Genomic DNA, 22,877 nt, shown 5'->3' with positions numbered 1-22,877 from the left:
CCGCAGGAGATTTACCGTGAAACAGACCCCTTTTATCACTGTAACCGTTCTAGCGACGCTACTGAGCGCCACGCTGGCGATAAGTGCACAGGCGCAAGACACGGAATTCGTCAGCCGTATCGATCTCAAGGCCAATCAGGTTCCCATTCGTACTGAGAAAAACGCCGAGGCTATCGCGCAAATCCCGGCTAATTTCAAATTCGTGACGCCGGGTAAGCTGACGATTGCCGTCTCGGCGCTCAGCTCACCACCGCTGTCGTTGTTGGCTGACGATAACAAAACGATTGTCGGCAGCGATGCTGACATCGCGCGGCTGGTGGCCGACAGTCTCGGACTGGAGCTAAAGCTGGTTCCTGCCTCTTGGGAAGATTGGCCGCTGGGCATTACGGCGGGGAAATACGATGCCGCTATTTTTAATATCGCCGTAACGAAGCTGCGCAAAGAGAAGTTCGATTTCGCCACATACCGCATTGATACGCTGGGTTTCTACGTGAAATCGACCAGTAAGATTACCGCAATCAACAAACCGGAAGACGTGGCCGGTCTGAAAGTGATTGTCGGCTCCGGCACCAATCAGGAAAACATTCTTCTGGGCTGGGATCGGCAAAACCGCGCTAACGGCCTCGCCCCCGTACAGCCAGTCTACGTTACCGACGATGCCGCCGCCAATTTGAGCATTCAGTCCGGGCGTGTCGATGCGTTTTTCGGTCCGCACTCCATCGGCGCTTATAAAGCGGCGTTAACAGGCAAAACGCGCATGGTGGGCAAAGGCCCGACGGTCGCTTATGTCGCGGTCACCACGCAAAAAGGTAACGGTTTGGCGCAGCCAATCAGCACCGCCATCAATGGCGCGATCCATAACGGCAGCTATGCGCAAGTGCTAGATCGCTGGGGTGAAGACGATGAAAAGATCACACAGTCCGTGGTGAATCCGCCGGGTATTGGCGATTAATAAAAGAGACATGTCATTAAAAGTGACACGCTCTTAAAAGTGACAATGTCACCATAATAACCTGCAAGGGAAAGATAAATGCAAAAACAGATCGCCTACACCATCGCACATTTGGCCGCGACACCTCGCGTGCTTCCCTCGCTTCTGACAAGGCTACTGACGGGATCGCTGCTGCTCGGCACGCTGTCCGTAACGACTGGCGCACAGGCGGCTATCGACCTGAAAGCCAATCAGCAGCCGATCCATGCGCCGAAGAATCCGGACGCTATCGCACAGATTCCGACTGATTTTAAATTTGTCACGCCGGGAAAATTCACCGTCGCGATTGCTACGTTGGGTTCGTCACCGCCGCTGGCCTTTCTCGCTGACGACAACAAAACCGTAGTCGGCAGTGAACCGGATATCGCCCGACTGGTGGCAGACAGCCTTGGTCTGGAGCTGAACATCGTTCCCACTTCGTGGGAAGACTGGCCGCTCGGCGTGGCCTCCGGTAAATATGACGCCGCCATTATCAATATTACCGTCACCAAAGAGCGTAAAGAAAAGTTCGATTTCGCGACCTATCGTATCGACTCACTCGGCTTCTATGTGAAATCCACCAGTAAAATTCAGTCCATCAAGGAAGCGAAAGACATTGCTGGATTGAAGATTATTGTCGGCTCAGGCACCAATCAGGAAGCCGTGCTGCTGGCGTGGGATAAACAGAATCGCGCTAACGGCCTACCCGCCTTTCAGCCCATTTATGTCACGGACGATGCTGCGGCCAACCTGAGCCTGCAATCCGGTCGTTCTGATGCCTATTTCGGTCCAAACGTGATCGGCGCCTACAAAGCAGAGCTGACTGGAAAGGTTAAGCATGTCGGCACGGTAAATGGCGGTTACCCCAACGTTGCACATATCGCGGTCACCACGCGCAAAGGCAGCGGATTGGTACAGCCGATTAATACGGCGTTGAACGGTGTGATTAAAAGCGGCGAATACGACAAGGTGCTGAACCGCTGGGGAGAAAGCATTGAGCGTATCGAGCGTTCAGAAATCAATCCGCCGGGACTGGGCGATTAATCCCGCCTTATGGCTATCGCGATGCCATAAGCGAAACGCAATGGCTACCGATAGCCCGTATCCCCTAATGAATCAGGAGCATTAAATGTCCGACGATATCTTCATTGTTACCCAGCCAGAAGATCCTATCGTGGCACCCATTATCGACGGCCTGTTCGCGGAGTATGAGCAGCGCTATGGGGATTTTTTCGGTGAGCGGGAAAGCGATCCGCAGGGAATCTACCAGCAGCCACACGGCATTTTTATTGCTCTGCTGCGTCGAGGTATCCCCATCGCCACGGGGGCGTTTAAACGCTACGACAGCACCACCGCCGAGATTAAGCGGGTATGGACGGATAACTCACTGCGCCGTCAGGGACTCGCGGGAAAAGTGATGCAAGAGTTGGAACAACACGCGCGCCGATTAGGCTATGAGCATTTTTTCCTGACCACCGGCTTCCGTCAGCCTGAAGCGGTGCGCTTATACCTGAGCCACGGTTATACGCCTCAGTTCGATACCACCGTCGATCCCGTGACCTATAGTCTTCCACCTTACGACGGGCGTTTACCGTTTAAGAAAGCGCTGTTCGAAACGGCGGCACCACGGGTTGCACGACAAACGGAAGTCGAGCTTATCACCCGCCATTTGAAAGTGTGTTGACCCTTACGCAGCGGTAATAACCCTATGCACTAGCCACAAAACGACATTTTTCAGCATCACATTCAAATGGTATCGATCATGACGCAATCTCTACAAACGTCGTCTCAGCAACCACCACTGAGTCAGGCACAGGAACCACCGTTGAACATTGTTCCGGCGCGTTATCCTTTTCGTTTTGCCGGTGCACTGTTTTCTCTGTTTATTTTTGCCGGGATTATTCAGTCAATCGCGCTGAACCCGCGCTGGGAATGGTCAGTCTTTGCCGAGTGGTTTTTTAATCCGGTCATCCTTGCGGGGCTGGGGCAAACGCTGCTGTTGACCGCGCTGGGTACATTATTCAGCATTTTCTTCGGCACCGCGCTGGCGCTGGCACGGCTTTCACCGTCTTATCTGCTATCCACATTGTCGTGGCTGTATATCTGGCTGTTTCGATCGCTGCCGCTAATTCTGGTACTGATCATTCTCTACAATTTCTCGTATCTCTATGACGAACTGGCGCTGGGGATTCCGTTCACGTCTATCGTCTTCCTGCGCTATCCGACGATTGATCTACTGGATCAATTTTCCGTCGCCGTACTTGGCCTAACGCTGGTGCAGTCCGCGTATACGGCGGAAATTATTCGCGGCGGTATTCTTGGCGTGGATGCGGGTCAGTTTGAAGCCTCCGCTGCGCTCGGCCTGCCCGGAGGTCGTCGTACGGTGCGCATCATTCTGCCGCAAGCGCTGCGTTCGATTCTGCCCACTGGCTTTAACGAGATCATCAGCCTCGCTAAAGGCACCTCGATTGTCTATGTGCTGGCGCTGCCGGAGCTGTTTTACACCGTTCAGGTCATCTACAACCGTACGCAGCAGGTTATTCCTCTGCTGATGGTCGCCACCATCTGGTATCTGCTGATTACCACGGTGCTATCCATCGTCCAATACTACGTGGAGCGCTATGTGTCCCGCGGTGCGGTGCGTGAAATGCCGCTAACGCCGCGCCAGAGACTTGTTCGCGCCCTGACGCGCAAGCGCGCACGTTAACCCCCCGATTCTGGAGATTCACTATGTCTGAAGCTATCGATTATTTTGCTCACGCCCGAACCACCGCACAACCACAGGCAGAAAACGCTCGCGGGCTGATTGAGATCCGCAATGTGGCGAAACATTTTGGTCAGCATAAAGCGCTGGATGATATCAATCTGACGCTAGCACCCGGCTCCGTCACGGTGATCCTAGGTCCGTCTGGTTCGGGAAAATCCACTCTGTTGCGCACCATTAATCATCTTGAACGCGTGGACGACGGTTTTATCCGCATCGACGGCGACTACATCGGCTATCGGCGCAAAGGGAATACGCTCTATGAATTGAAAGAAAAGGACGTGTTACGCCAACGTATCAACGTCGGCTATGTGTTCCAGAATTTCAATCTGTTCCCCCACCTTTCCGTCTTGGAAAATATCATTGAGGCCCCGCTGGCACATAAACTGTACTCCCGTCAGGAAGCCGAAGATGTCGCCTTTACCCTGCTGGAAAGCGTCGGGCTACGCCATAAAGCACAGTCTTATCCACGACACCTGTCCGGTGGTCAGCAACAGCGCGTCGCGATTGCCCGCGCACTAGCGCTCAAACCGAAAGTGATGCTATTTGATGAACCGACATCCGCGCTCGATCCCGAGCTGGTCGGCGAGGTGCTGGATGTGATCAAATCACTCGCCCGCTCCGGCGTGACGCTGGTCGTCGTCACACATGAAATCGGCTTTGCGCGCGAAGTCGCTGATCGTGTGGTGTTTATGGTGGATGGAAAAATTGTCGAAAGCGGCGATTCCTGGCAGGTGCTAAACCATCCCCGTCATCCACGGACAATCAACTTTTTGAATAAGGTGCTGTGAGGAAGCGCATTGAGCCAGATGTCTCCCTTCTGGCTCTATTTCACGCGTTGACCCGATTTATCAGTGACTTTTTCACCATCTTCTTTGGTGAATGCGCCTCGCTGCGGATCGGGGAGAATATCCAGCACCTGCTCTGATGGACGACATAGTCGGGTTCCCAACGGAGTAACGACAATCGGACGGTTTATCAGGATCGGATATTGCAACATGAAATCAATAAGCTGTTCGTCAGTAAAGCTTTCTTCAGCAAGCCCCAGTTGTGTGTAAGGTTCTACGTTTTTGCGCAGCAAGGCTCGAACCGTCATTCCCATGTCACCAATGAGCGTCACCAGTTCATCACGCGAAGGCGGCGTATCAAGATAGTAAATAATCGTGGGTTCTGCGCCGCTATTACGGATCATCTCCAGCGTATTACGCGAGGTACCGCAGTCAGGGTTGTGGTAAATCGTTATTTTGCTCATATCAATATCTCATTACAACGTGATGGATAGCCGCAGTGCCAACGCAACCAGCGTGACAAACAGCACAGGCAGTGTCATGACAATTCCGATACGGAAATAGTATCCCCAACTGATCGTCATGTTTTTCTGTGATAACACATGTAACCAAAGCAGTGTCGCCAGGCTGCCAATAGGAGTAATTTTGGGTCCTAAATCACAACCAATGACGTTGGCATAAATCATTGCGTCTTTAACAACACCAGATGCGGTGCTGCCGTCGATAGATAAGGCACCAATCAACACTGTGGGCATATTGTTCATGATTGAGGAAAGCAGCGCGGCCATAAAGCCAGTGCCAAGTGTGGCAGTCCACAGTCCTTTCTCCGCAAACAGATTCAGAATACTGGAAAGATATTCCGTTAACCCCGCGTTGCGCAGACCATAGACCACTAAATACATACCGAGTGAGAAAATTACGATCTGCCATGGCGCACCACGCAGTACCTTACCCGTATTGATGGCATGACCTTTTTTTGCCACTGCAAGCAAAATAGTTGCGCCCACGGCCGCAATAGCACTGACGGGAATCCCCAAAGGTTCGAGGACGAAAAATCCGGTAAGCAGAAGCACCAAAACAATCCAACCCGCTCTGAACGTTGCCAGATCCTTAATGGCACTTGCCGGTACTTTTAACCGAGATACGTCGTAGGTTGCAGGGATATCCTTCCGAAAAAACAGGTGTAACATAATCAACGTCGCGATAATCGCTGCAATATCGACGGGAACCATAACCGATGCATATTCAGCAAACCCAAGGTTGAAAAAATCGGCAGACACAATGTTAACCAGATTAGAAACAATCAGCGGCAGGCTAGCCGTATCAGCAATAAATCCTGCAGCCATAACGAATGCCAGCGTCGTACCAGTGCTGAACCCCAAAGCCAACAGCATGGCAATCACAATCGGCGTGAGGATCAGCGCGGCGCCGTCGTTGGCAAACAACGCAGAAACGGCAGCGCCCAGTAAAACAATCCAGGTAAACAACAGACGCCCGCGCCCGTTTCCCCATCGGGATACGTGCAATGCCGCCCATTCGAAAAAACCCGATTCATCAAGCAATAGGCTGATGACAATCACCGCAATAAACGTCGCCGTCGCGTTCCAGACAATATTCCAGACAACCGGAATATCATTGAGGTGAATGACCCCGCTGAACAGCGCGAATACGGCCCCGATGCTAGCACTCCATCCGATACTGAGACCTCTGGGTTGCCAAATCACCAGGATCAAGGTCAGTAAAAATATGATTCCTGCCAATAACATATCAAACCTCATCACATATGGAAAAAAGAATATATCTCTTCCTATTTCAGCATGAAGAAGAAGCGGATTTAGCCAGACACCGACGAACGTCATCACGCAGGCATTGCCATGCGGTACTAATCGTTTCTGCGGCCCAAGCAGGCATGTGTGGAGACAATCGATAATGAATCCATTTTCCTTCACGGCGATCAAGAACTAAACCTGATTCACGTAATATTGCCATATGGCGGGAAATTTTAGGCTGAGACTCCGTGGTGGCAGCGCAGATGTCACAGACGCACAATTCTCCCGCATCTCTGAGCAGCAGGATGATGGATAGCCGAGTCTCATCGGAAAGGATTTTGAAAAGTTGGACGGGTTGTAGCATTTTTGGCTCTCAATACACTCCATATACATATATGTTAATTCATATATATTGGAATTAGAATCCTCTAATGCAAAATGTAGTTAAGGAGCAGAAGGAATGACGCTGAAACTTAAGTACAATGGAGCCATTGCGCCTGACATGATTATTTGAGTGGCAATGGCTCACCATACGGGCTGCTATAAACCTGAACCATCACGCTTTTATCGGTATCAAATGTCGCCACCGTCACAACATCATGAGTGCCAACCGCTCGCCAACATTCAGCCTCAACATCGCAACGATCCTGCTTCTCATACCCCACCGAAGTCAGATAGGTGTGAACATTGCGGGTATCGCCAGTGCCATAGAAATTCACCGTCCATACTTTAGCTTCAGGACCTGTTACGTTCGAAAAACTGAAGTCATAACGATCTGTAATACGCGGCATTTTCTTTAGAATATCGGGGGTATAGAACGCATATTCCCTTTTATCCTGTTCGGTATAATGCGCACTGCTGGCAAAATCCATTTTGATATACGGCCATATCGCACCAACCACAACAGCAATAACGATGGTGCCGATCGCAGCAAAAATCTTCAGCGGTTTACTCATCCTTAAGTCTCCTTCCCTTTTTAACTGAAGCTAAACAATGAACTATTTTCTCAAGGTTGTATTTTACACCGCTTGCCTGACCAGTATGAAAATTTTGTACTAACGAAATGAAACCAAGGTCACTGCACTCAAATCGCGACCATTCCCCGTACGTCGTCCTGCTCCATCGTTTCGCCTCGCCCGCGCTGTATGATTTCCCCGCGAGACATCACCAGATAGCTGTCAGCCAGTTCAGCGGCAAAGTCGTAAAATTGCTCAACCAGTAAAATCGCCATGTCGCCACGCTGCGCCAGTTGTCGAATCACTGCGCCGATCTCTTTAATCACCGACGGCTGTATGCCTTCTGTCGGTTCATCCAGAATCAACAGCTGTGGTTTACAGGCCAGCGCACGTCCAATCGCCAGCTGTTGCTGTTGCCCACCGGACAAATCGCCACCGCGCCGCTGTTTCATTTCATCCAATACGGGAAAAAGCTGGTAGATCTCATCCGGTACCTGTCGCGCCTGTTTGCCCGGAAAACGCGACAGCCCCATCAGCAGATTTTCTTCCACCGTCAGACGGGGGAAAATTTCTCGTCCCTGCGGTACATAGGCAATACCTGCTTGCACGCGCTGGTGGGGTTTACGTGTATTAATTGCCTCGCCCTGCCAGCGAATCGTGCCGGACTTCGCCGGAATCAGCCCCATCAGACATTTCAGCAGCGTGGTCTTCCCCACGCCGTTACGCCCTAACAGACAGGTAATCTCGCCGGGATTTACCTCAAACGACAAACCGCGCAGAATGTGGCTGCCGCCGTAATATTGATTCAGTTCTGCAATTTCTAACATGTTAGCGCCCCAGATAAACGTCAATGACCTGCTCATTAGCCTGGACCTCACGCAGCGATCCTTCCGCCAGCACCTGCCCCTGATGCAGCACGGTCACGCGATCGGCAATGCTCTCGACAAATCCCATATCGTGCTCCACCACCATCAGCGAGTGCTTGCCCGCCAGACTGCGGAACAGTTCGGCGGTGTAGGCGGTTTCTGCATCCGTCATCCCGGCGGCGGGTTCATCGAGCAACAGCAGATGCGGTTCCTGAACCAACAGCATGCCAATCTCCAGAAACTGCTTTTGTCCATGCGACAACAACCCTGCTGGTCGCTGCCGTTCGTGACCGAGTCGCAGCAGCGCCAGCGTGTCGTCAATCCGGTCACGTTGCTCGCCGTTCAGCCTGGCACGCAGGCTTGCCCACACCGACTTGTCGGTTTTCAGCGCAATTTCGAGGTTTTCGAACACGGTCAGCGCCTCAAACACGGTCGGCTTTTGGAATTTTCGCCCAATTCCAGCGCGTGCAATGTCCACGGGTGATAACGTCGTCAGATCGGTAAATTGATCGTAAAACACCTTACCGTTATCCGGCCGCGTTTTGCCGGTGATGACATCCATCAGCGTGGTTTTCCCCGCGCCGTTTGGTCCGATGATGCAGCGCAGTTCCCCCACGCCAATCTGCAACGAGAGATCGGTGAGCGCCTGAAAACCGTCAAAACTCACGTTAATCTTGTCGAGTTGCAGCACCGGATCGGTCTGGTGCCGATGGCGATCCGACGGGTGTAGCTGGGCAAACTGGGTCGGTGAAGAAACCGTCAGTGCAGGCACTGACGGTACAGATACAGGTTCAGTCATGTTTCTTCCTCGTCAGCAATCCAATCACACCACGCGGCAAAAACAGCGTGACGAGAATAAACATCAGTCCCAAAAAGAACAGCCAGTATTCAGGAAAGGCCACGGTAAACCAGCTTTTCGCACCGTTGACGATCCCCGCGCCGAGCAATGGCCCAATTAGCGTTCCGCGTCCGCCCAGCGCGACCCAAATAGCGGCTTCGATGGAGTTGGTCGGTGACATTTCACTGGGATTGATGATGCCAACCTGCGGCACATACAGCGCCCCCGCCAGCCCACACAGCACGGCGGAAAGCGTCCAGACAAACAGTTTGAAGCCTTTCGGATCATAGCCGCAGAACATCAGACGGTTTTCCGCATCGCGCACCGCCGTCAACACGCGGCCAAATTTACTGCGCGCCAGCGCAAACCCCGCTAACAGGCTGGCGGTTAGCAGCAGCACGGTGGCGACAAACAGCCCGATACGTGTACCCGTGGCCGTAATGGGGAAGCCCAGCAGCGTAGTAAAACCGGTAAATCCGTTATTCCCACCAAAGCCGGTTTCGTTACGGAAGAACAGCAGCATCCCGGCGTAGGTCAGCGCCTGCGTCATGATCGAGAAATAGACACCCTTGATTTTGGAACGGAACGCGAACCAGCCGAATACAAACGCCAGTATGCCCGGCACCAGTACGATCAGGCACAGCGCCCAGGCGAAATACTGTGTGCCTGCCCAGAACCACGGTAGTTCCGTCCACGACAGGAATGACATAAACGCGGGCATCCCCTCGCCAGCGGCCTGCCGCATCAGATACATGCCCATGGCATAGCCGCCCAGCGCAAAAAACAGACCGTGACCGAGCGATAGCAGCCCCGCGTAGCCCCACACCAGATCCAACGCCACGGCAACAATGGCATAGCACAGAATTTTGCCGATCAGCGTCAGCGTGTAGGTGGAGATAGCCAGCGGGTTCTCTGCGGGCAACAGCGCGAAAAATGGCAGTATCAGCAAGACCAACAGCATGCCCGAACCGAGGCCAAGCATGAGTCGCGGTGCGCGCTGCGTCAGGGTTATCGTCATCGGCTGTTTAATAGAGTGCGTAATAGGTTGCGTCATCAGTCAATCACCCGTCCTTTGAATGCAAACAACCCCTGTGGCCGTTTCTGAATAAACAACACGATCAGTACCAAAATGACGATTTTACCCAGCACTGCGCCGATCTGCGGTTCCAGCACTTTGTTGAGAATGCCGAGGCTAAATGCAGCCACCACTGTCCCTGCAAGCTGTCCGACGCCGCCCAACACAACGACGAGGAAGGAATCGATGATGTAACCCTGTCCCAGTTCCGGCCCGACGTTACCCAACTGAGACAGTGCCACACCACCCAGCCCCGCTATGCCAGATCCGAGACCAAAAGCCAGCATATCGACGCGTCCGGTCGGCACGCCGCAACAGTCCGCCATCGCCCGGTTTTGCGTCACCGCCCGCACATTCATGCCGAGCCGTGTTTTATTGAGTAATAACCAGGTGAGTAACAGCACGCCGAGGACAAACAAGATCACCGCAATACGGTTATACGGCAGCACCAGATTCGGCAACAGGCGCAGCCCGCCGGACAGCCACGCAGGGTTCGCGACTTCCAGATTCTGCGTACCGAACAGCATCCGCACCAGTTGGATCAGCATCAGGCTGATACCCCACGTTGCCAGCAGCGTTTCCAGCGGACGACCATAGAGATGGCGAATCACCGTGCGCTCCAGCGTCATGCCAACACCCGCCGTGATAAAGAAGGCCACAGGCAACGCCAACAGCGGATAATACGGCAGCCAGGCCGGCGCAAACTGCTGGCACAGCGACTGCACCAGCCAAGTCGCGTACGCGCCCAGCATCAACATTTCACCGTGTGCCATGTTGATGACGCCCAATAATCCATAGGTGATCGCCAGCCCCAGCGCCGCCAGCAGCAAAATCGAGCCAAGCGACAGCCCGGTAAACGCCTGCCCTAACAGATCGCCGACGATCAAACTTTGCTTAATCTGATCCAGACTCTCCTGCGCTGCCGCACGCACACCGGTATCTGATTCATTCGGTGCCTGCGTCAACGGCTGTAACAGTGCCTGCATTTGCGGATCGCCGGTCTGTCCTAATCGTTTAACCGCATCAAGACGCACCAGTGGGTCGGCAGCACTTAACTGGCGGGTAGCAATAGCGATATTCAGCGCATCGTGCACCTGTGCGTCTTTCTCTACCTCAAGCCGTTGTACCAATAGCGGCAGTTGCTCCGCACTGCTGTCACCTTGCAATTGCCGCACCGCATTCAGGCGCGTTGCGACCTCATCACTGACTAACTGGTGTGAAGCCAGCGCGGTGGCAATCAGCACGCGCAGACGGTTATTCATAAACAGTTTTTTAGTCGCGCCAGTCGGTTGAGCATGCCCTTCCAGCGGCGTTAACGTGCCTTGCACATCCATAAACGGCTGTTGATTCTGATCGAGTACCACCGATTCGGCGCGCAGTGCCTGTAGCAGCGGCAAGCGCGCAGGCTCCGGCGCAGCGGCCCATTGTTGCAGTAGCTCTGCCTGCTGCGTGCGGCTGGCGGCGGCGAAATCGGCTGCGGGCCCAGCCTGTGCTAACACAGGAAGCATCAGACACAGCGACAGCACAAACGTAGATAATTGACGATTAATCATCGCAATGTCCGCCATATAAGAAAGGGAATATCTATTCGCACCATGTATTTTGCCTTCTATACCCAGCAGTCTCACCACCACACTTTTATGCTGGTGCAGTGAGTATTTCGTGCGCTATAACGCTGCTATTCATATGTAATATCCGTATGCGCGCCCGACGCAGGGCGCTCAGTCGCCGCCGCCCTGCGAACCCAGGCTTCCTGCTAAATTACGCCGCTGCGCGGTGCCATCGGTGTTAATGACCGCTAATCGAGCCGCCAGTGACGCGTTCCCGACGCGGCACTGACTTTCGCGGCATCCATGCCGCTCACTCGGCGGTCATACTTACCGATGCATAATTTTTACGCCGGATAACAAAACGGTTAAGACCTGAAACTCAAATTTACTGCGCTGATTTTATTGGATGATCGGGCTTCTTATCATTGCCGGCGATGTACGGGCTCCACGGTTGGGCGCGAACCGGTTTATCGGTTTGCCAGACCACGTTGAACTGACCATTTTCCTCGATTTCGCCAATCATCACTGGCTTATGCAGATGGTGGTTGGTGCTGTCCATCGTCAGCGTAAAGCCATCCGGTGCGGCAAAGGTTTGACCCGCCATAGCGGCACGTACTTTATCCACGTCCGTGGTGCCCGCTTTCTCTACCGCCTGCGCCCACATGTGAATCCCGACGTAGGTGGCTTCCATCGGATCGTTAGTCACTACCGTGCCCGAATTCGGCAGGTTTTTCGCTTTGGCGTAGGCTTTATAGGCTTCGACGAATTGGGTGTTGGTTGGGTTCTCAACCGATTCAAAGTAGTTCCACGCCGCCAAATGGCCGACTAGCGGTTTGGTATCGATACCGCGCAGTTCCTCTTCACCTACCGAGAACGCGACAACTGGCACATCGGTCGCTTTGATGCCCTGATTCGCCAGCTCTTTATAGAACGGAACGTTGGAATCGCCGTTGATGGTAGAAACTACCGCCGTCTTACCGCCCGTCGAGAATTTCTTGATGTTGGAAACGATGGTCTGATAATCGCTGTGCCCGAACGGCGTATAGACTTCCTCAATATCCTTGTCCTGCACGCCTTTTGAATGCAGGAACGCGCGTAGGATCTTGTTGGTGGTACGCGGATAGACATAATCGGTACCCAGCAGGAAGAAACGCTTCGCTGCCCCACCGTCTTCACTCATCAGATATTCCACGGCAGGGATCGCCTGCTGATTCGGTGCCGCACCGGTATAGAATACGTTCGGCGACATCTCTTCGCCCTCATACTGCACCGGATAGAACAGCAGCCCGTTTAACTCTTCAAACACCGGCAGCACCGATTTACGCGACACCGATGTCCAACAGCCGAAAACCACCGCCGCTTTATCCTGCGTTAGCAACTGACGCGCCTTTTCAGCAAACAGCGGCCAGTTCGACGCGGGATCGACAACTACCGGCTCCAGTTTTTTACCCAACACGCCGCCTTTAGCATTGATCTCATTAATGGCCATCAGTGCCACATCTTTCAGCGGCGTTTCCGAAATCGCCATCGTGCCGGACAGCGAATGCATTACCCCGACTTTGATGGTTTCCGCCGCCTGCACGCTCCAGGTCAACCCCATACCAACCACTGTCGCAGACAGCGCAAAAACTTTTAGCAATGAACGTCTTTTCATTTATTAGCCCTTAAGTCGTGTTGAGTGAGAATGGAATCGTGTGATGCGTCTGGTGAAGCTGGTTCTGTAGTAACTGACTGAGGCCGTGCCTGCTGTAGCATGTGTAAGGTGATCTTCCTGACTTCGGCCTTACTGACCGCAATGTGGTCGGTTAGAATGCGCTGCGCCTCCTCAGTGTGTTGTTGCAATATCGCTAGCAAAATCTGGGCGTGTTCTTTATAGGTCGCGTCGATGCGATCCTCACGGGTGAAATCGAGACGGCGAATAATGCGGATTTTCTCCGTCAGTTCGCCGTGAATCCGAGCCATTTCACTGTTGCCCGCCGCCATAACCAGCCCACGGTGAAACCCTTCGTCGTAGCGGGACACGGTCTTTCCATCATCCAGACGCGGTTCCTCAATCCAGAAGCGTTTCAGATCCGCCAATAACTCGGCGCAGCGCCCCGGCGGCATCCCGCACAGTCGACGAATGGCTTCGCGCTCCAGCACAATGCGGAAGTCATACAGTTCTTCGAAATACTCAAAATCAAAGGGGCGCACCTGCCAGCCGCTGCGAAAATAGACTTCGACATACCCTTCCCGCTCCAACCAGAACAGCGCCTGACGCACCGGCGTGCGGCTAACCGACATCCGCTCGGCAATATCACTTTCACTGAAGCGATCGCCCGGCATCAGACGAAAGTCGAAAATGTCGTTTTTCAGCGTCTGATACACCCGTTCCGCCAACGCTTCCGGGCGATCTTTGTTATTCTTTTGTGTGCCTGTTCGCATGGTTTTCTCCGCCTCGCCGTTTATTACCTGTCGTCCGTTTTATGCAGACTCGTCCCTTTATCCCAACTGGTCCTTATTCCAGCCATAGCAGGGCATCACCGGGACTGACCGGACGCCCCGGCTGACAGCCGATGCGCTTCACCCGGCCTGACTGCGGCGCGCTAATCGTTAGTTCCATTTTCATCGCTTCAACGATGATCAACGGCTGTCCGGCCTCAACCTCATCCCCTACCTTCACCAGCACTTTCCAGATATTGCCGTTCATATCTGCACTGACCTGAAAGGCATCTTCGTCGTTTTCTACAGAAGCGATTAAAACGTCTTCCTGCGGCGTGCTGTCCTCTTCTTGCTGCCACAGCGCCACTTCAGTTTCAAATGCAGAGGCCTGACGCTGGCGAAACGCGGCGATATCGTCGGCCTGTTCGGTTAGAAAACGCGTGTGCTCAGAGAAATCAAATTCGGTTTCTTCGATATGGATCGCGGCGCGTCCTTCGCGGAAATCCTCACGCAGCGCCGTCAGTTCGGCTTCGCTGACCGGATAAAACCGCACCTGATCGAAGAAACGTAGCAGCCACGGTTCACCCGCGATGAACTGATCATTTTTGAGGAACTTGTTCCAGATCGGCAGCGTGCGCCCCACCAGTTGATAGCCGCCCGGTGAATCCATGCCGTAAATGCACATGTACATGCCGCCGATGCCGACCGTGCCTTCGGCAGTGAAGGTGCGCGCCGGATTGTATTTGGAGCTAAGCAGACGGTGACGCGGATCGACCGGCACCGCACAGGGCGCGCCGAGATAAACATCGCCCAGCCCCAGAATCAGGTAACTGGCATCGAAAATGATGTCACGCACGTCATCACGGCTCGATAAACCATTAATACGCTGGATGAAATCGACATTATTCGGCAGCCAGGGCGCACTAGCGCGTACCGTTTCACGGTAGCGTTCAACCGCACCGAGCGTGGCGCTGTCTTCAAACGCCATTGGCAAATGGACGATACGCGACGGCACTGTCATCTGGCTGACATCGCCGAGCTGGCTTTCCAGATTCAGCAGCACGTCCAGCAGCGCACGCTGGCGGATAATCCGGCTGTCATAACGTACCTGTAGCGAACGCACGCCAGGCGATAGCTCTTCTATTCCCGCCGTCGCCGAAGCACGGATCGCAATCATCAGCAGATGAATACGCAGCCGCAGCGCCAGATCGAGCACGTTCTCGCCGTACTCGATCAGAACGTAGTTGTCGCCTGCCTGACGATAGACGGCAACTGGCGTGGTCGCCGTGGCTTGCACGGCAGCCAGCACCGTTGCGGAACCGTGTTCTGTCGTCGCTAACGAAGGAATGTCGAACGCAGGTGCATGTGCTGTACCCAACGTGGAAACACGAGCAGACTGCGCCTGTTCCAGTGCCAGCGCCTCCTCCGCGCTGATAGGATGGAAACGGATGCGGTCACCCGGTTTGACCTGGCCGACTTTCCACAGTTCCGCTTTGGCAATGGTGACCGGACAGACAAATCCGCCCAGACTTGGCCCATCGCGCGTGAGGATCACCGGAAAATCACCAGTAAAATTCACCGCGCCGATGGCGTATTCACAGTCGTGAACGTTGGAAGGATGCAAACCGGCCTCACCGCCGTTCTCTCGCGTCCAACTGGGCTTCGGCCCCACCAGACGCACGCCCAGTCGGTTCGAGTTGTAATGCACCTGCCATTCTGCCGCGAAAAATTCGTCGATTGCCGCGTGGGTAAAGAAGTCCGGCGCACCGTGCGGGCCGTAGAGCACGCCAATGCGCCATTCGTTGCCGTACTGCGGAATCAGCGCGATGTCCACGGCCTGCGGGGCGCTCACCGGCGCAGGCGTAGTGCAGGCAGGTAATGCGGGTTGCGAAATCGCCAGCATATCCGCCACGCGCAGCGTTCGTCCGGCGTGACCGCCAAATTCCCCGAGCGCGAACGTCGAGCGGCTGCCGAGATACTGCGGTACATCAATGCCGTTGCGTACCGCCAGATAGGTACGACAACCGGACTGCGCCCGCCCCAGCGTCAGTGTTTGCCCAGCCGTTACCGTGACGGGCTGCCAATAGGGCACGACGTCTCCATCCAGCGTCGCTGGGCAATCAGCTCCCGTCAGTGCAATCACCGCCGTACTGTGGAAACGCAACGTCGGCCCTTGCAGCGTAAACTCCAGCCCTGCCGCAGCGTCATCATTACCGACAATGCGGTTCGCCAGACGGAACGCGAAATCGTCCATCGGGCCGGACGGCGGCACACCGATATCCCAATAGCCGAGGCGTCCGGGGTAATCCTGCACGCTGCTCCAGGTGCCGGGCTGGATGACTTCAATCACTGGCGCCGACGGCGTAAAGCTATCGAGCATCCTCGTCCATACCGTTCCGCTACGGAACGCGTCGGTGGTGATAATCTGACGCAGATAATCCAGATTGGTGGCAATACCGTGCAAACGCGTAGCATTTAGCGCCTGCTGCATCTTCTCCAGCGCCAGCTCACGGGTTTCTGCGTGAACGATCAGCTTGGCGATCATCGGATCGTAATACGCAGATACCTCGGTGCCAGTGCTTACCCAGCCATCGACCCGCACGCCGTCGGGAAACGCCACTTCAGTCAGCACGCCGGGGCTGGGTTGGAAATTTTTCAGCGGATCTTCCGCATAGAGTCGTACTTCAATCGCCGCGCCACGCGGTCGTTGTGTGAGCTGCGCCCAGTCAAGCGGTTCATCCGCCGCAACGCGCAGCATGCATTCGACCAAATCCAGCCCGGTGACACACTCCGTCACTGGATGTTCAACCTGCAAGCGGGTATTCACTTCGAGGAAAAAGAACGCGTCGCGCTCGGCGTCGTAGATGAATTCCACCGTTCCCGCGCTGCGGTAGCTGACCAGTTCGCCGAGCTTCACTGCCGAAGCCAGCAACGCCGCGCGTGTGGTTTCTGGCAAATGCGGTGCGGGCGTCTCTTCCACCACTTTCTGGTTGCGCCGCTGTAATGAGCAATCACGTTCGCCCAGCGCCACCACACGGCCTTTGCCATCGCCAAAAATCTGTACTTCTACGTGACGCGCCCGATCGATGCAGCGTTCGAGAAAGACACCTGCATCGCTGAAAAACTGCTCGCCCAACCGACGCACGCTTTCCCACGCGGCTTGCAGCGCGGCAGCATCGGCACAGCGCGTCAGGCCAATTCCCCCGCCACCGGCGGTACTTTTCAGCATCACCGGATAGCCGATCTCGTCTGCAGCGACCAGCGCGTCCTCCAACGAGGCCAGCAGCGGCGTTCCCGGCGTCATCGGCACACCGGCAGCCGCAGCCAGTTCACGGGCGCGGTGCTTCAGGCCAAATTCGCCAATTTGCTGCGCGGTTGGCCCAACAAACGCGATACCCGCCTTTTCACACGCGGCAGCAAACGGCAGGCTTTCGGATAGAAAACCGTAGCCCGGCCAGATCGCTTCTGCTCCCGTCTGCTGGGCAGCCGCCAATACCTTATCGATACACAGATAGCTGTCGCTGGCCTTTTCCCCGCCAATCGATACGGCGATATCGGCATCTTTCACATGCTGTGCGTTTTTATCCGCGTCGGAATAAATAGCCACGCTGGTGATACCCAAGCGCTTTAGCGTGCGCATCGCACGGCAGGCGATCTCACCTCGATTAGCAATCAATACGGTCTTAAACATGGGACGCCTCCTGACGGGCGAGCCAATGACGCCAGCCGCCGAACGCGGTGATATCCGTGGCGTCGCTTAACGCAGCCGGTTCGCAAATAAAGCCTTTAACTCGTCGCCCGTCGGCTAACATCAACGTACCGATTCCCAACGGTGCCGGAATCTCTGCGACAAACTCACCAAAACGCGCCAGCGGGATGTCCCATAGTTCGACGATGATCGCCGCGCCATCGGTGCTTTTCGCTAAACCGGGCTTGGCAGGTTGCGTATTCGCCAGCGCATAAAGACGATAGTTTTCCGCGGTGTGCGTCTCTTCTATCCGTACCGCATCACGGTTGGTCAATTGATGGTTGAGCGGCATACCCGTCAGGTGCGCGCCGACAACGGCGAGGCGGACGTGTGAGATGGAAGGCGGTAAGGTGGTTGGTCCTGCAGGCAGCGCTTTTCCTGTCGCGCCCAGCGTAAGCGCCAGCTGTGCCTGCCAGCGCAGGCCAAAACTCGCTAATGCACGGTCGTGCCACGCGGGTGCAATCAGCGTGATACCCGCAGGCAAACCGTCAGCACGGAAAGGCGCAGGCAGTGCCAGCGCCGAAAGATCGGCCAGATTGGTAAAGTTGGTGTAGGTTCCCAACTGGGAATTGTTACGCACCGGCTCCTGCTTCATCGCCTCACGCGTATGAATCGTCGGCGACGTCGGCACCGCTAACGCATCGAACGAGGCCAGCGTCTGCTGAATCTGACGCGCCAGTTCGGCACGCAGGTATTCGGCTTTGAAAGCCTCTACCGCGCTGAAACGCTCACCGCTCGCCACGATACCGTGCACCACCGGATCCATCAGTTCGGGCTGGCGCAGCATATCGCCCACCGCTACCGTGCGTTCCGCCACCCAAGGGCCTTGGTAAAGCTGCTCTGCTAACTGCGTGAATACGCTGAAATCGATGGGATGCAGCGTCGCACCCGTCGCTTCTAATTCGACCAGCGCGAGCTGCCATGCAGCCTGTGCGACGGCATCATCAAAAAAGGTCGGATCGCTGGGAATAGCAACGCGCGGTTTTTCCGGCAACAAGGCTGGCGCACTGCCCGGATGGCTGCGCGAATAAGCATCTGCGGCATCATATCCGCCAGCCAGTTCCGCGACGGTAAACGCATCTTCAACCGTCAACGCAAATACGGAGATCGTGTCATTCAGGCGACAAGCAGGAACGACACCGCTTGCCGATAGCCACCCTTTCGTCGGCTTCAGGCCGACGATATTATTAAACCCCGCGGGAACACGCCCCGATCCGGCGGTGTCGGTGCCTAATGAAAATGCGACCAGCCCCCGCGCCAGCACCGAGGCCGATCCTGAACTGGAACCGCCGCTGATATAGTCCGCATTGAAGGTATTCGGTACTTCACCAAACGGTGAGCGCGTGCCCACCAAGCCAGTGGCGAATTGATCGAGGTTGGTTTTACCGACAACCACCGCGCCTGCCGCTTTTAATTTGGCTACAGCAGTCGCATCCTTGTAGGCCAGATAGGTGAATGCCGGACACGCTGCGCTCGTCGGCCAGCCTGCAACATCAATATTATCTTTGACAGCAAAGGGAACGCCGAACAGCGGTAGCGCGTCTGGATTTTCACGATACAGAGGCAGCAGCGCCGCGATCTGTGCCTCAAGCAGCTCGGGTGTCGCCAGCACGATCCACGCTGGATCGTCCGTCGAGAAGCTGGCGAGCAGCGCACTTAGCGTCTCTCCTACGCTATCAGCCTGCTGTTGGTAATGCTGTTTCCATTCCTGAAGCGTGAGTCCCGTCATTCTTGGCATAGTGTGAATCCCATCTGGTATACAAGATTGAATTCACTAAAGCGAAAACCATGCCAGTTTTCACCGCATTGATTTATATGGAATTAAATAAGTTCGCTTCATTATCATGCACAGAAAAGGAACAACCGTGCGCTATCGCGGAGCACGGTTGTTATAGATAAATTGTTATGGGTTAACGCGTAGACAGTCGTCGCTCCCCACGTTTCCCCCTGACTAAATTTATTCAACGTCTCGGATTTCATCCGCCTGATAATCGAAGAAATCAAACGCGGCAGTATGCTGGTGCAATACGCTGTCTACGCAGGCGATCCCGACAAACGACCCAGTAAATTCACCATGCTGGCTGTATTCATCCGAGAATTTGATCGTTTCATAGACTTTTCCGACCGGTTCATAATGTACATCGTCATACGACCAGGCGAAGGAAATCGACCGCCCTTCAATCGTCAGCCGTAAATACACCGCATCGGCAGTAAGCCGTGCACTGGCGTGCCAGTCTTCCCGCTTCGCGCCATTTTCCATGTGGATAACGGAAAGTGCCGCACACTGATTTCCTTCGTCATCGTGCTTTTGTAAATAGTGTTTTTGTAAATAGAGATAGTTCATGTTGTCGTAATACAACACTAACCCTGCACTATGCTGAAACACCTCTGGGGTAAAGCACATTTTAGTTTTCACTGTCGTGTAAACAGAGGTCAATTTTCTAGCCAGCACGCTGACTTTATTCGTGGAACTCAACGACTCCTGCCCGCGTAAACAGACATGGCTTGCCCGGCTCGTCAGGTCGGTAAATGAATGTGGATGAATGCGCGGAGCGTAGTAATGCAGGGCGAGCGTATCCTCATTAAAATCATCACGCGCAGGCGTCACGAATGACAGCGATTCAGGCAAGGCGCTCGGTTCGACGACGGCTTTTGCGATGTTGTCATCCCCTTCTAACCGCATCCAGCCATCCGCCGTCCAGCACATTTTCTGTATTGCCGATTCGCGCCCTAAAGGGCAGCATAATTCTGGCTGGAAAGGTCGCGCGCAGAGATGGACCAAATACACCTCGCCTTCGGGCGTTTCGACATAGCTGCCATGGCCTGCTTTTTGTATTTGCACCGCTGGGTTAAAACACTCTGGCCGCAGATAGTCTTTCACACCCAAGATAGAAAAATCGGGCTTCTCATATTCCGCGTTATTCTTTTCAAATAGCGCTGGATTCACCGACGTGAGAATCGGGTTACCTGCATCGCTTTCATAAGGGCCCCAGACCTGTTCCGCGCGCGCCATCGTCACGCAATGCCCGTAGCCCGTCCCGCCTTCCGCGCACATCAGGTAATAGTAACGGCCCCGCTTTGTCAGATGCGGCCCTTCCGCACCAATCCCCGTCATCCCCGCCCAGATTCGTTTCGGGTAGCCGATGACTGCCTGCGTTTCTGGTGAATATTCCACCAGAGAAATCGCGCCGTTGTAGCCATCGCGCGTTTCCCAATCGACGGCCACAATCCATTTCCGCCCGTCATCGTCATGCAAAATGGAGGCATCATAACCACCTGAATGCAAATAGACGGGCTCACTCCAGGGACCCGTGATGTCCGGTGCCGTAATCAGATAATTGTCTACATCGAAATATCGGCCATGCATTGAATTCATCACGCCGTAAATGACGTAAAAAAGTTGTTCCTCCTCACACCAGGTGAGGCACGGTGCCCAAATGCCCTTTGCTGAAGGCAGGCGCGTTAAATCGACTGTCTTTTCATCACTCAAAACATGGGTATGCAACGTCCAATTTTTTAAGTCAGTAGAATGGTAAATCGGTATCCCAGGAAACCACTCAAAAGAGGAAACGGCAACGTAATAATCATTATTATGGCGACAAATAGACGGATCGGGATTGAATCCTTTAAAAATGGGATTTTTTATCATAAGGCACTCCGTTATAACCTATTCTTTAATTACATTTCGTCAGACAGCATTATCTGCATAGCCAATGCTATTTGTGGGTTTTCATTTACAGGATGATTTATTTTCAGGTTTTCGTTATTGCCTCAAGTCTGGCATCATTCAAGGTATAATGATTAATGATAATCACCAGACTAAAAACCAATATCGCGGGATAAATAGAAAACAGGAGCGCGACGGTATTGACGGCTTTTTCTGGCTGAATTGGCACGCCGCCAATATAACCACTCCAGGCTAACAACCAACCAATGCATGCACCGCCCAGCGCGATGCCTAATTTAATGGCAAACAAATTAGTGGAAAAAACAATGCCACTTAATTTCCTACCGCTTTCTTTTTCCAACACGTCAACCACATCAGATATCATGCCCCATTGCAATGGCGTTGCAGCACCCTGAATAACATTCACCACCATGACAACACTGAAAATCAACCAGAGTATATCGGGTGAGAGGAGGTAAATAACCGTCAGTAAAATCGCCTCCAGAAACATGGCATATTTAAACCCTTTTACCTTGTCAATATTTTTGAATACGGATGATGAAATGAATGCACCAATGATTCCAGAAACAATCGCGGCTGTTAATAAATACGTGCTGATATCCGGGCGTTTTAATACGTAGTTACAGTAATAGATCGTGCTGCCACCTTTGAATAACACCGCAATCAGGTTGACGACATTTAAGGTGAACATGCTACGCCAGTCACGATTCCCACATAGCGCTTTAAAATCACGCCAAACAGATCCAGAATTTTGTTCTATCGGGGAAATATATCGCTCGCGGGTGTTTGAGAAACAGAGGTAAAAGAACACAACGCTCAGTGCACTAAATACCATCATGGTATAGAAGTAGCCTTCCTGAATATTGCCTTTACCAATGTATTTTACCAGAGGCAACGCGGAGATAGAGACGATCAACCCGCCGATAGCGCTGAGCGAAAACCGCCACGACTGGAGAGAAACCCGCTGGCGGGAATCGTTACTGATATTGTTAATCATCGCGCAGTACGGCACGTTAATGGCGCTGTAGACGATGGACAACAGCAGGTAAGACGCATAAGCGTAAATCAGTTTCCCGGTGTAACTGAAATCAGGCGTATAAAACGTCAATGTGCAAACCACGCCAAACGGAATAGCAAACCAGAGAATATACGGCCTGAACTGGCCAAACCGCGTTCTCGTTCTATCCGCCAGAGCACCGATACCGACGTCAATAACCGCATCAATCGCCCGAACCACTAAAAACATCGTTCCCATATGAGCCGGCGATAGGCCGAAGACATCGGTGTAAAAATACGCCATAAACAACATCACCGTCTGCCAGACCAAATTACAGGCCGTGTCCCCTAATCCATACCCTATTTTTTCTTTAATACTTATTGCAGAATCAGACATAACTCCCCCACATCAATTTGACAGAGTTCAACCCTTTTTGGACTCGGAGTA

19 protein-coding genes are annotated in these 22,877 nt (G+C 53.7%); 5 read left to right on the top strand and 14 right to left on the bottom strand.

Annotation, left to right across the window (positions count from 1 at the left end; all coding sequences use genetic code 11):
* The first annotated feature begins 16 nt into the window (after positions 1-16).
* The 5 genes from DUT67_RS10365 (at position 17) to DUT67_RS10345 (ending at position 4,525) form a co-directional block, all read left to right on the top strand.
* Positions 17-952 carry a transporter substrate-binding domain-containing protein gene (locus DUT67_RS10365; RefSeq protein WP_113628089.1) on the top strand — a complete coding sequence of 312 codons (936 nt, stop codon included), beginning with the start codon at positions 17-19 and terminating at the stop codon, positions 950-952.
* Positions 953-1,030: 78 nt separating this feature from the next.
* Positions 1,031-2,014, top strand: a complete 984-nt coding sequence (locus DUT67_RS10360; protein ID WP_113628088.1) for an ABC transporter substrate-binding protein — start codon at positions 1,031-1,033, stop codon at positions 2,012-2,014.
* A gap of 85 nt (positions 2,015-2,099) precedes the next feature.
* Positions 2,100-2,654: a GNAT family N-acetyltransferase gene (locus tag DUT67_RS10355; RefSeq protein WP_113628087.1), complete on the top strand. Its 555-nt coding sequence runs from the start codon at positions 2,100-2,102 to the stop codon at positions 2,652-2,654.
* Positions 2,655-2,732: 78 nt separating this feature from the next.
* Positions 2,733-3,677 (top strand): amino acid ABC transporter permease, encoded by a 945-nt coding sequence (locus DUT67_RS10350; RefSeq protein ID WP_048260016.1) that lies wholly within the window; start codon positions 2,733-2,735, stop codon positions 3,675-3,677.
* A gap of 23 nt (positions 3,678-3,700) precedes the next feature.
* Positions 3,701-4,525 (top strand): amino acid ABC transporter ATP-binding protein, encoded by an 825-nt coding sequence (locus DUT67_RS10345; RefSeq protein WP_113628086.1) that lies wholly within the window; start codon positions 3,701-3,703, stop codon positions 4,523-4,525.
* 35 nt (positions 4,526-4,560) lie between these two features.
* Here the strand turns inward: DUT67_RS10345 and arsC are convergent, their stop codons facing one another.
* The 14 genes from arsC to DUT67_RS10275 all read right to left on the bottom strand — a co-directional run bounded on the left by arsC (position 4,561) and on the right by DUT67_RS10275 (position 22,826).
* Positions 4,561-4,986 carry a glutaredoxin-dependent arsenate reductase gene (arsC, locus tag DUT67_RS10340; RefSeq protein ID WP_048260014.1) on the bottom strand — a complete coding sequence of 142 codons (426 nt, stop codon included), beginning with the start codon at positions 4,984-4,986 and terminating at the stop codon, positions 4,561-4,563.
* A gap of 12 nt (positions 4,987-4,998) precedes the next feature.
* Positions 4,999-6,288 carry an arsenic transporter gene (locus DUT67_RS10335; RefSeq protein WP_113628085.1) on the bottom strand — a complete coding sequence of 430 codons (1,290 nt, stop codon included), beginning with the start codon at positions 6,286-6,288 and terminating at the stop codon, positions 4,999-5,001.
* A 46-nt stretch (positions 6,289-6,334) separates the two neighbouring features.
* Positions 6,335-6,655, bottom strand: a complete 321-nt coding sequence (locus DUT67_RS10330; RefSeq protein WP_113628084.1) for a metalloregulator ArsR/SmtB family transcription factor — start codon at positions 6,653-6,655, stop codon at positions 6,335-6,337.
* Between the two features lie 142 nt (positions 6,656-6,797).
* Positions 6,798-7,247, bottom strand: coding sequence for a hypothetical protein (locus DUT67_RS10325; RefSeq protein ID WP_113628083.1), 450 nt, complete (start codon positions 7,245-7,247; stop codon positions 6,798-6,800).
* A 128-nt stretch (positions 7,248-7,375) separates the two neighbouring features.
* On the bottom strand, positions 7,376-8,074 hold the full coding sequence (gene urtE / locus DUT67_RS10320) for an urea ABC transporter ATP-binding subunit UrtE (RefSeq protein ID WP_113628082.1): 699 nt from the start codon (positions 8,072-8,074) through the stop codon (positions 7,376-7,378).
* 1 nt (position 8,075) lies between these two features.
* Positions 8,076-8,912, bottom strand: a complete 837-nt coding sequence (gene urtD / locus DUT67_RS10315) for an urea ABC transporter ATP-binding protein UrtD (protein WP_048260010.1) — start codon at positions 8,910-8,912, stop codon at positions 8,076-8,078.
* Positions 8,905-9,981, bottom strand: coding sequence for an urea ABC transporter permease subunit UrtC (gene urtC, locus DUT67_RS10310; RefSeq protein WP_048260566.1), 1,077 nt, complete (start codon positions 9,979-9,981; stop codon positions 8,905-8,907). Before urtC ends, urtD begins: the two co-directional genes overlap by 8 nt.
* Positions 9,982-10,004: 23 nt before the next feature.
* Positions 10,005-11,594: an urea ABC transporter permease subunit UrtB gene (gene urtB / locus DUT67_RS10305; protein WP_048260009.1), complete on the bottom strand. Its 1,590-nt coding sequence runs from the start codon at positions 11,592-11,594 to the stop codon at positions 10,005-10,007.
* Between the two features lie 367 nt (positions 11,595-11,961).
* Entirely contained in the window at positions 11,962-13,230 is a 1,269-nt protein-coding gene (gene urtA / locus DUT67_RS10300) for an urea ABC transporter substrate-binding protein (RefSeq protein WP_113628081.1), read from the bottom strand.
* Positions 13,227-14,000 carry a GntR family transcriptional regulator gene (locus DUT67_RS10295; RefSeq protein WP_113632963.1) on the bottom strand — a complete coding sequence of 258 codons (774 nt, stop codon included), beginning with the start codon at positions 13,998-14,000 and terminating at the stop codon, positions 13,227-13,229. The genes urtA and DUT67_RS10295 overlap by 4 nt, the downstream gene beginning before the upstream one ends.
* Before the next feature lie 73 nt (positions 14,001-14,073).
* Entirely contained in the window at positions 14,074-17,688 is a 3,615-nt protein-coding gene (gene uca, locus DUT67_RS10290) for an urea carboxylase (RefSeq protein ID WP_048260006.1), read from the bottom strand.
* Positions 17,681-19,483, bottom strand: a complete 1,803-nt coding sequence (gene atzF, locus DUT67_RS10285; protein ID WP_113628080.1) for an allophanate hydrolase — start codon at positions 19,481-19,483, stop codon at positions 17,681-17,683. The genes uca and atzF overlap by 8 nt, the downstream gene beginning before the upstream one ends.
* 219 nt (positions 19,484-19,702) lie before the next feature.
* Complete coding sequence (locus tag DUT67_RS10280) at positions 19,703-21,394, bottom strand: glycoside hydrolase family 43 protein (protein ID WP_113632962.1); 1,692 nt, start codon at positions 21,392-21,394, stop codon at positions 19,703-19,705.
* A 103-nt stretch (positions 21,395-21,497) separates the two neighbouring features.
* Positions 21,498-22,826: a glycoside-pentoside-hexuronide (GPH):cation symporter gene (locus DUT67_RS10275; protein ID WP_113632961.1), complete on the bottom strand. Its 1,329-nt coding sequence runs from the start codon at positions 22,824-22,826 to the stop codon at positions 21,498-21,500.
* Positions 22,827-22,877 lie beyond the last annotated feature (51 nt).

Source organism: Pectobacterium peruviense (genome assembly GCF_003312355.2).
Classification (GTDB): domain Bacteria; phylum Pseudomonadota; class Gammaproteobacteria; order Enterobacterales; family Enterobacteriaceae; genus Pectobacterium; species Pectobacterium peruviense.
Note: the sequence above shows the minus strand (reverse complement) of the source record. Positions and strands in the feature narration are given on the sequence as shown.

Bases quoted from the DNA above. Each gene is read 5' to 3' on its own strand.
- DUT67_RS10275 (WP_113632961.1), bottom strand. From the start codon at position 22,826: ATGTCTGATTCTGCAATAAGTATTAAAGAAAAAATAGGGTATGGATTA.
- urtB (WP_048260009.1), bottom strand. From the start codon at position 11,594: ATGGCGGACATTGCGATGATTAATCGTCAATTATCTACGTTTGTGCTG.
- urtD (WP_048260010.1), bottom strand. From the start codon at position 8,912: ATGACTGAACCTGTATCTGTACCGTCAGTGCCTGCACTGACGGTTTCT.
- uca (WP_048260006.1), bottom strand. From the start codon at position 17,688: ATGTTTAAGACCGTATTGATTGCTAATCGAGGTGAGATCGCCTGCCGT.
- DUT67_RS10345 (WP_113628086.1), top strand. From the start codon at position 3,701: ATGTCTGAAGCTATCGATTATTTTGCTCACGCCCGAACCACCGCACAA.
- DUT67_RS10360 (WP_113628088.1), top strand. From the start codon at position 1,031: ATGCAAAAACAGATCGCCTACACCATCGCACATTTGGCCGCGACACCT.
- arsC (WP_048260014.1), bottom strand. From the start codon at position 4,986: ATGAGCAAAATAACGATTTACCACAACCCTGACTGCGGTACCTCGCGT.
- DUT67_RS10325 (WP_113628083.1), bottom strand. From the start codon at position 7,247: ATGAGTAAACCGCTGAAGATTTTTGCTGCGATCGGCACCATCGTTATT.
- atzF (WP_113628080.1), bottom strand. From the start codon at position 19,483: ATGCCAAGAATGACGGGACTCACGCTTCAGGAATGGAAACAGCATTAC.
- urtE (WP_113628082.1), bottom strand. From the start codon at position 8,074: ATGTTAGAAATTGCAGAACTGAATCAATATTACGGCGGCAGCCACATT.
- DUT67_RS10330 (WP_113628084.1), bottom strand. From the start codon at position 6,655: ATGCTACAACCCGTCCAACTTTTCAAAATCCTTTCCGATGAGACTCGG.
- DUT67_RS10355 (WP_113628087.1), top strand. From the start codon at position 2,100: ATGTCCGACGATATCTTCATTGTTACCCAGCCAGAAGATCCTATCGTG.
- DUT67_RS10350 (WP_048260016.1), top strand. From the start codon at position 2,733: ATGACGCAATCTCTACAAACGTCGTCTCAGCAACCACCACTGAGTCAG.
- DUT67_RS10280 (WP_113632962.1), bottom strand. From the start codon at position 21,394: ATGATAAAAAATCCCATTTTTAAAGGATTCAATCCCGATCCGTCTATT.
- DUT67_RS10295 (WP_113632963.1), bottom strand. From the start codon at position 14,000: ATGCGAACAGGCACACAAAAGAATAACAAAGATCGCCCGGAAGCGTTG.
- DUT67_RS10335 (WP_113628085.1), bottom strand. From the start codon at position 6,288: ATGTTATTGGCAGGAATCATATTTTTACTGACCTTGATCCTGGTGATT.
- urtA (WP_113628081.1), bottom strand. From the start codon at position 13,230: ATGAAAAGACGTTCATTGCTAAAAGTTTTTGCGCTGTCTGCGACAGTG.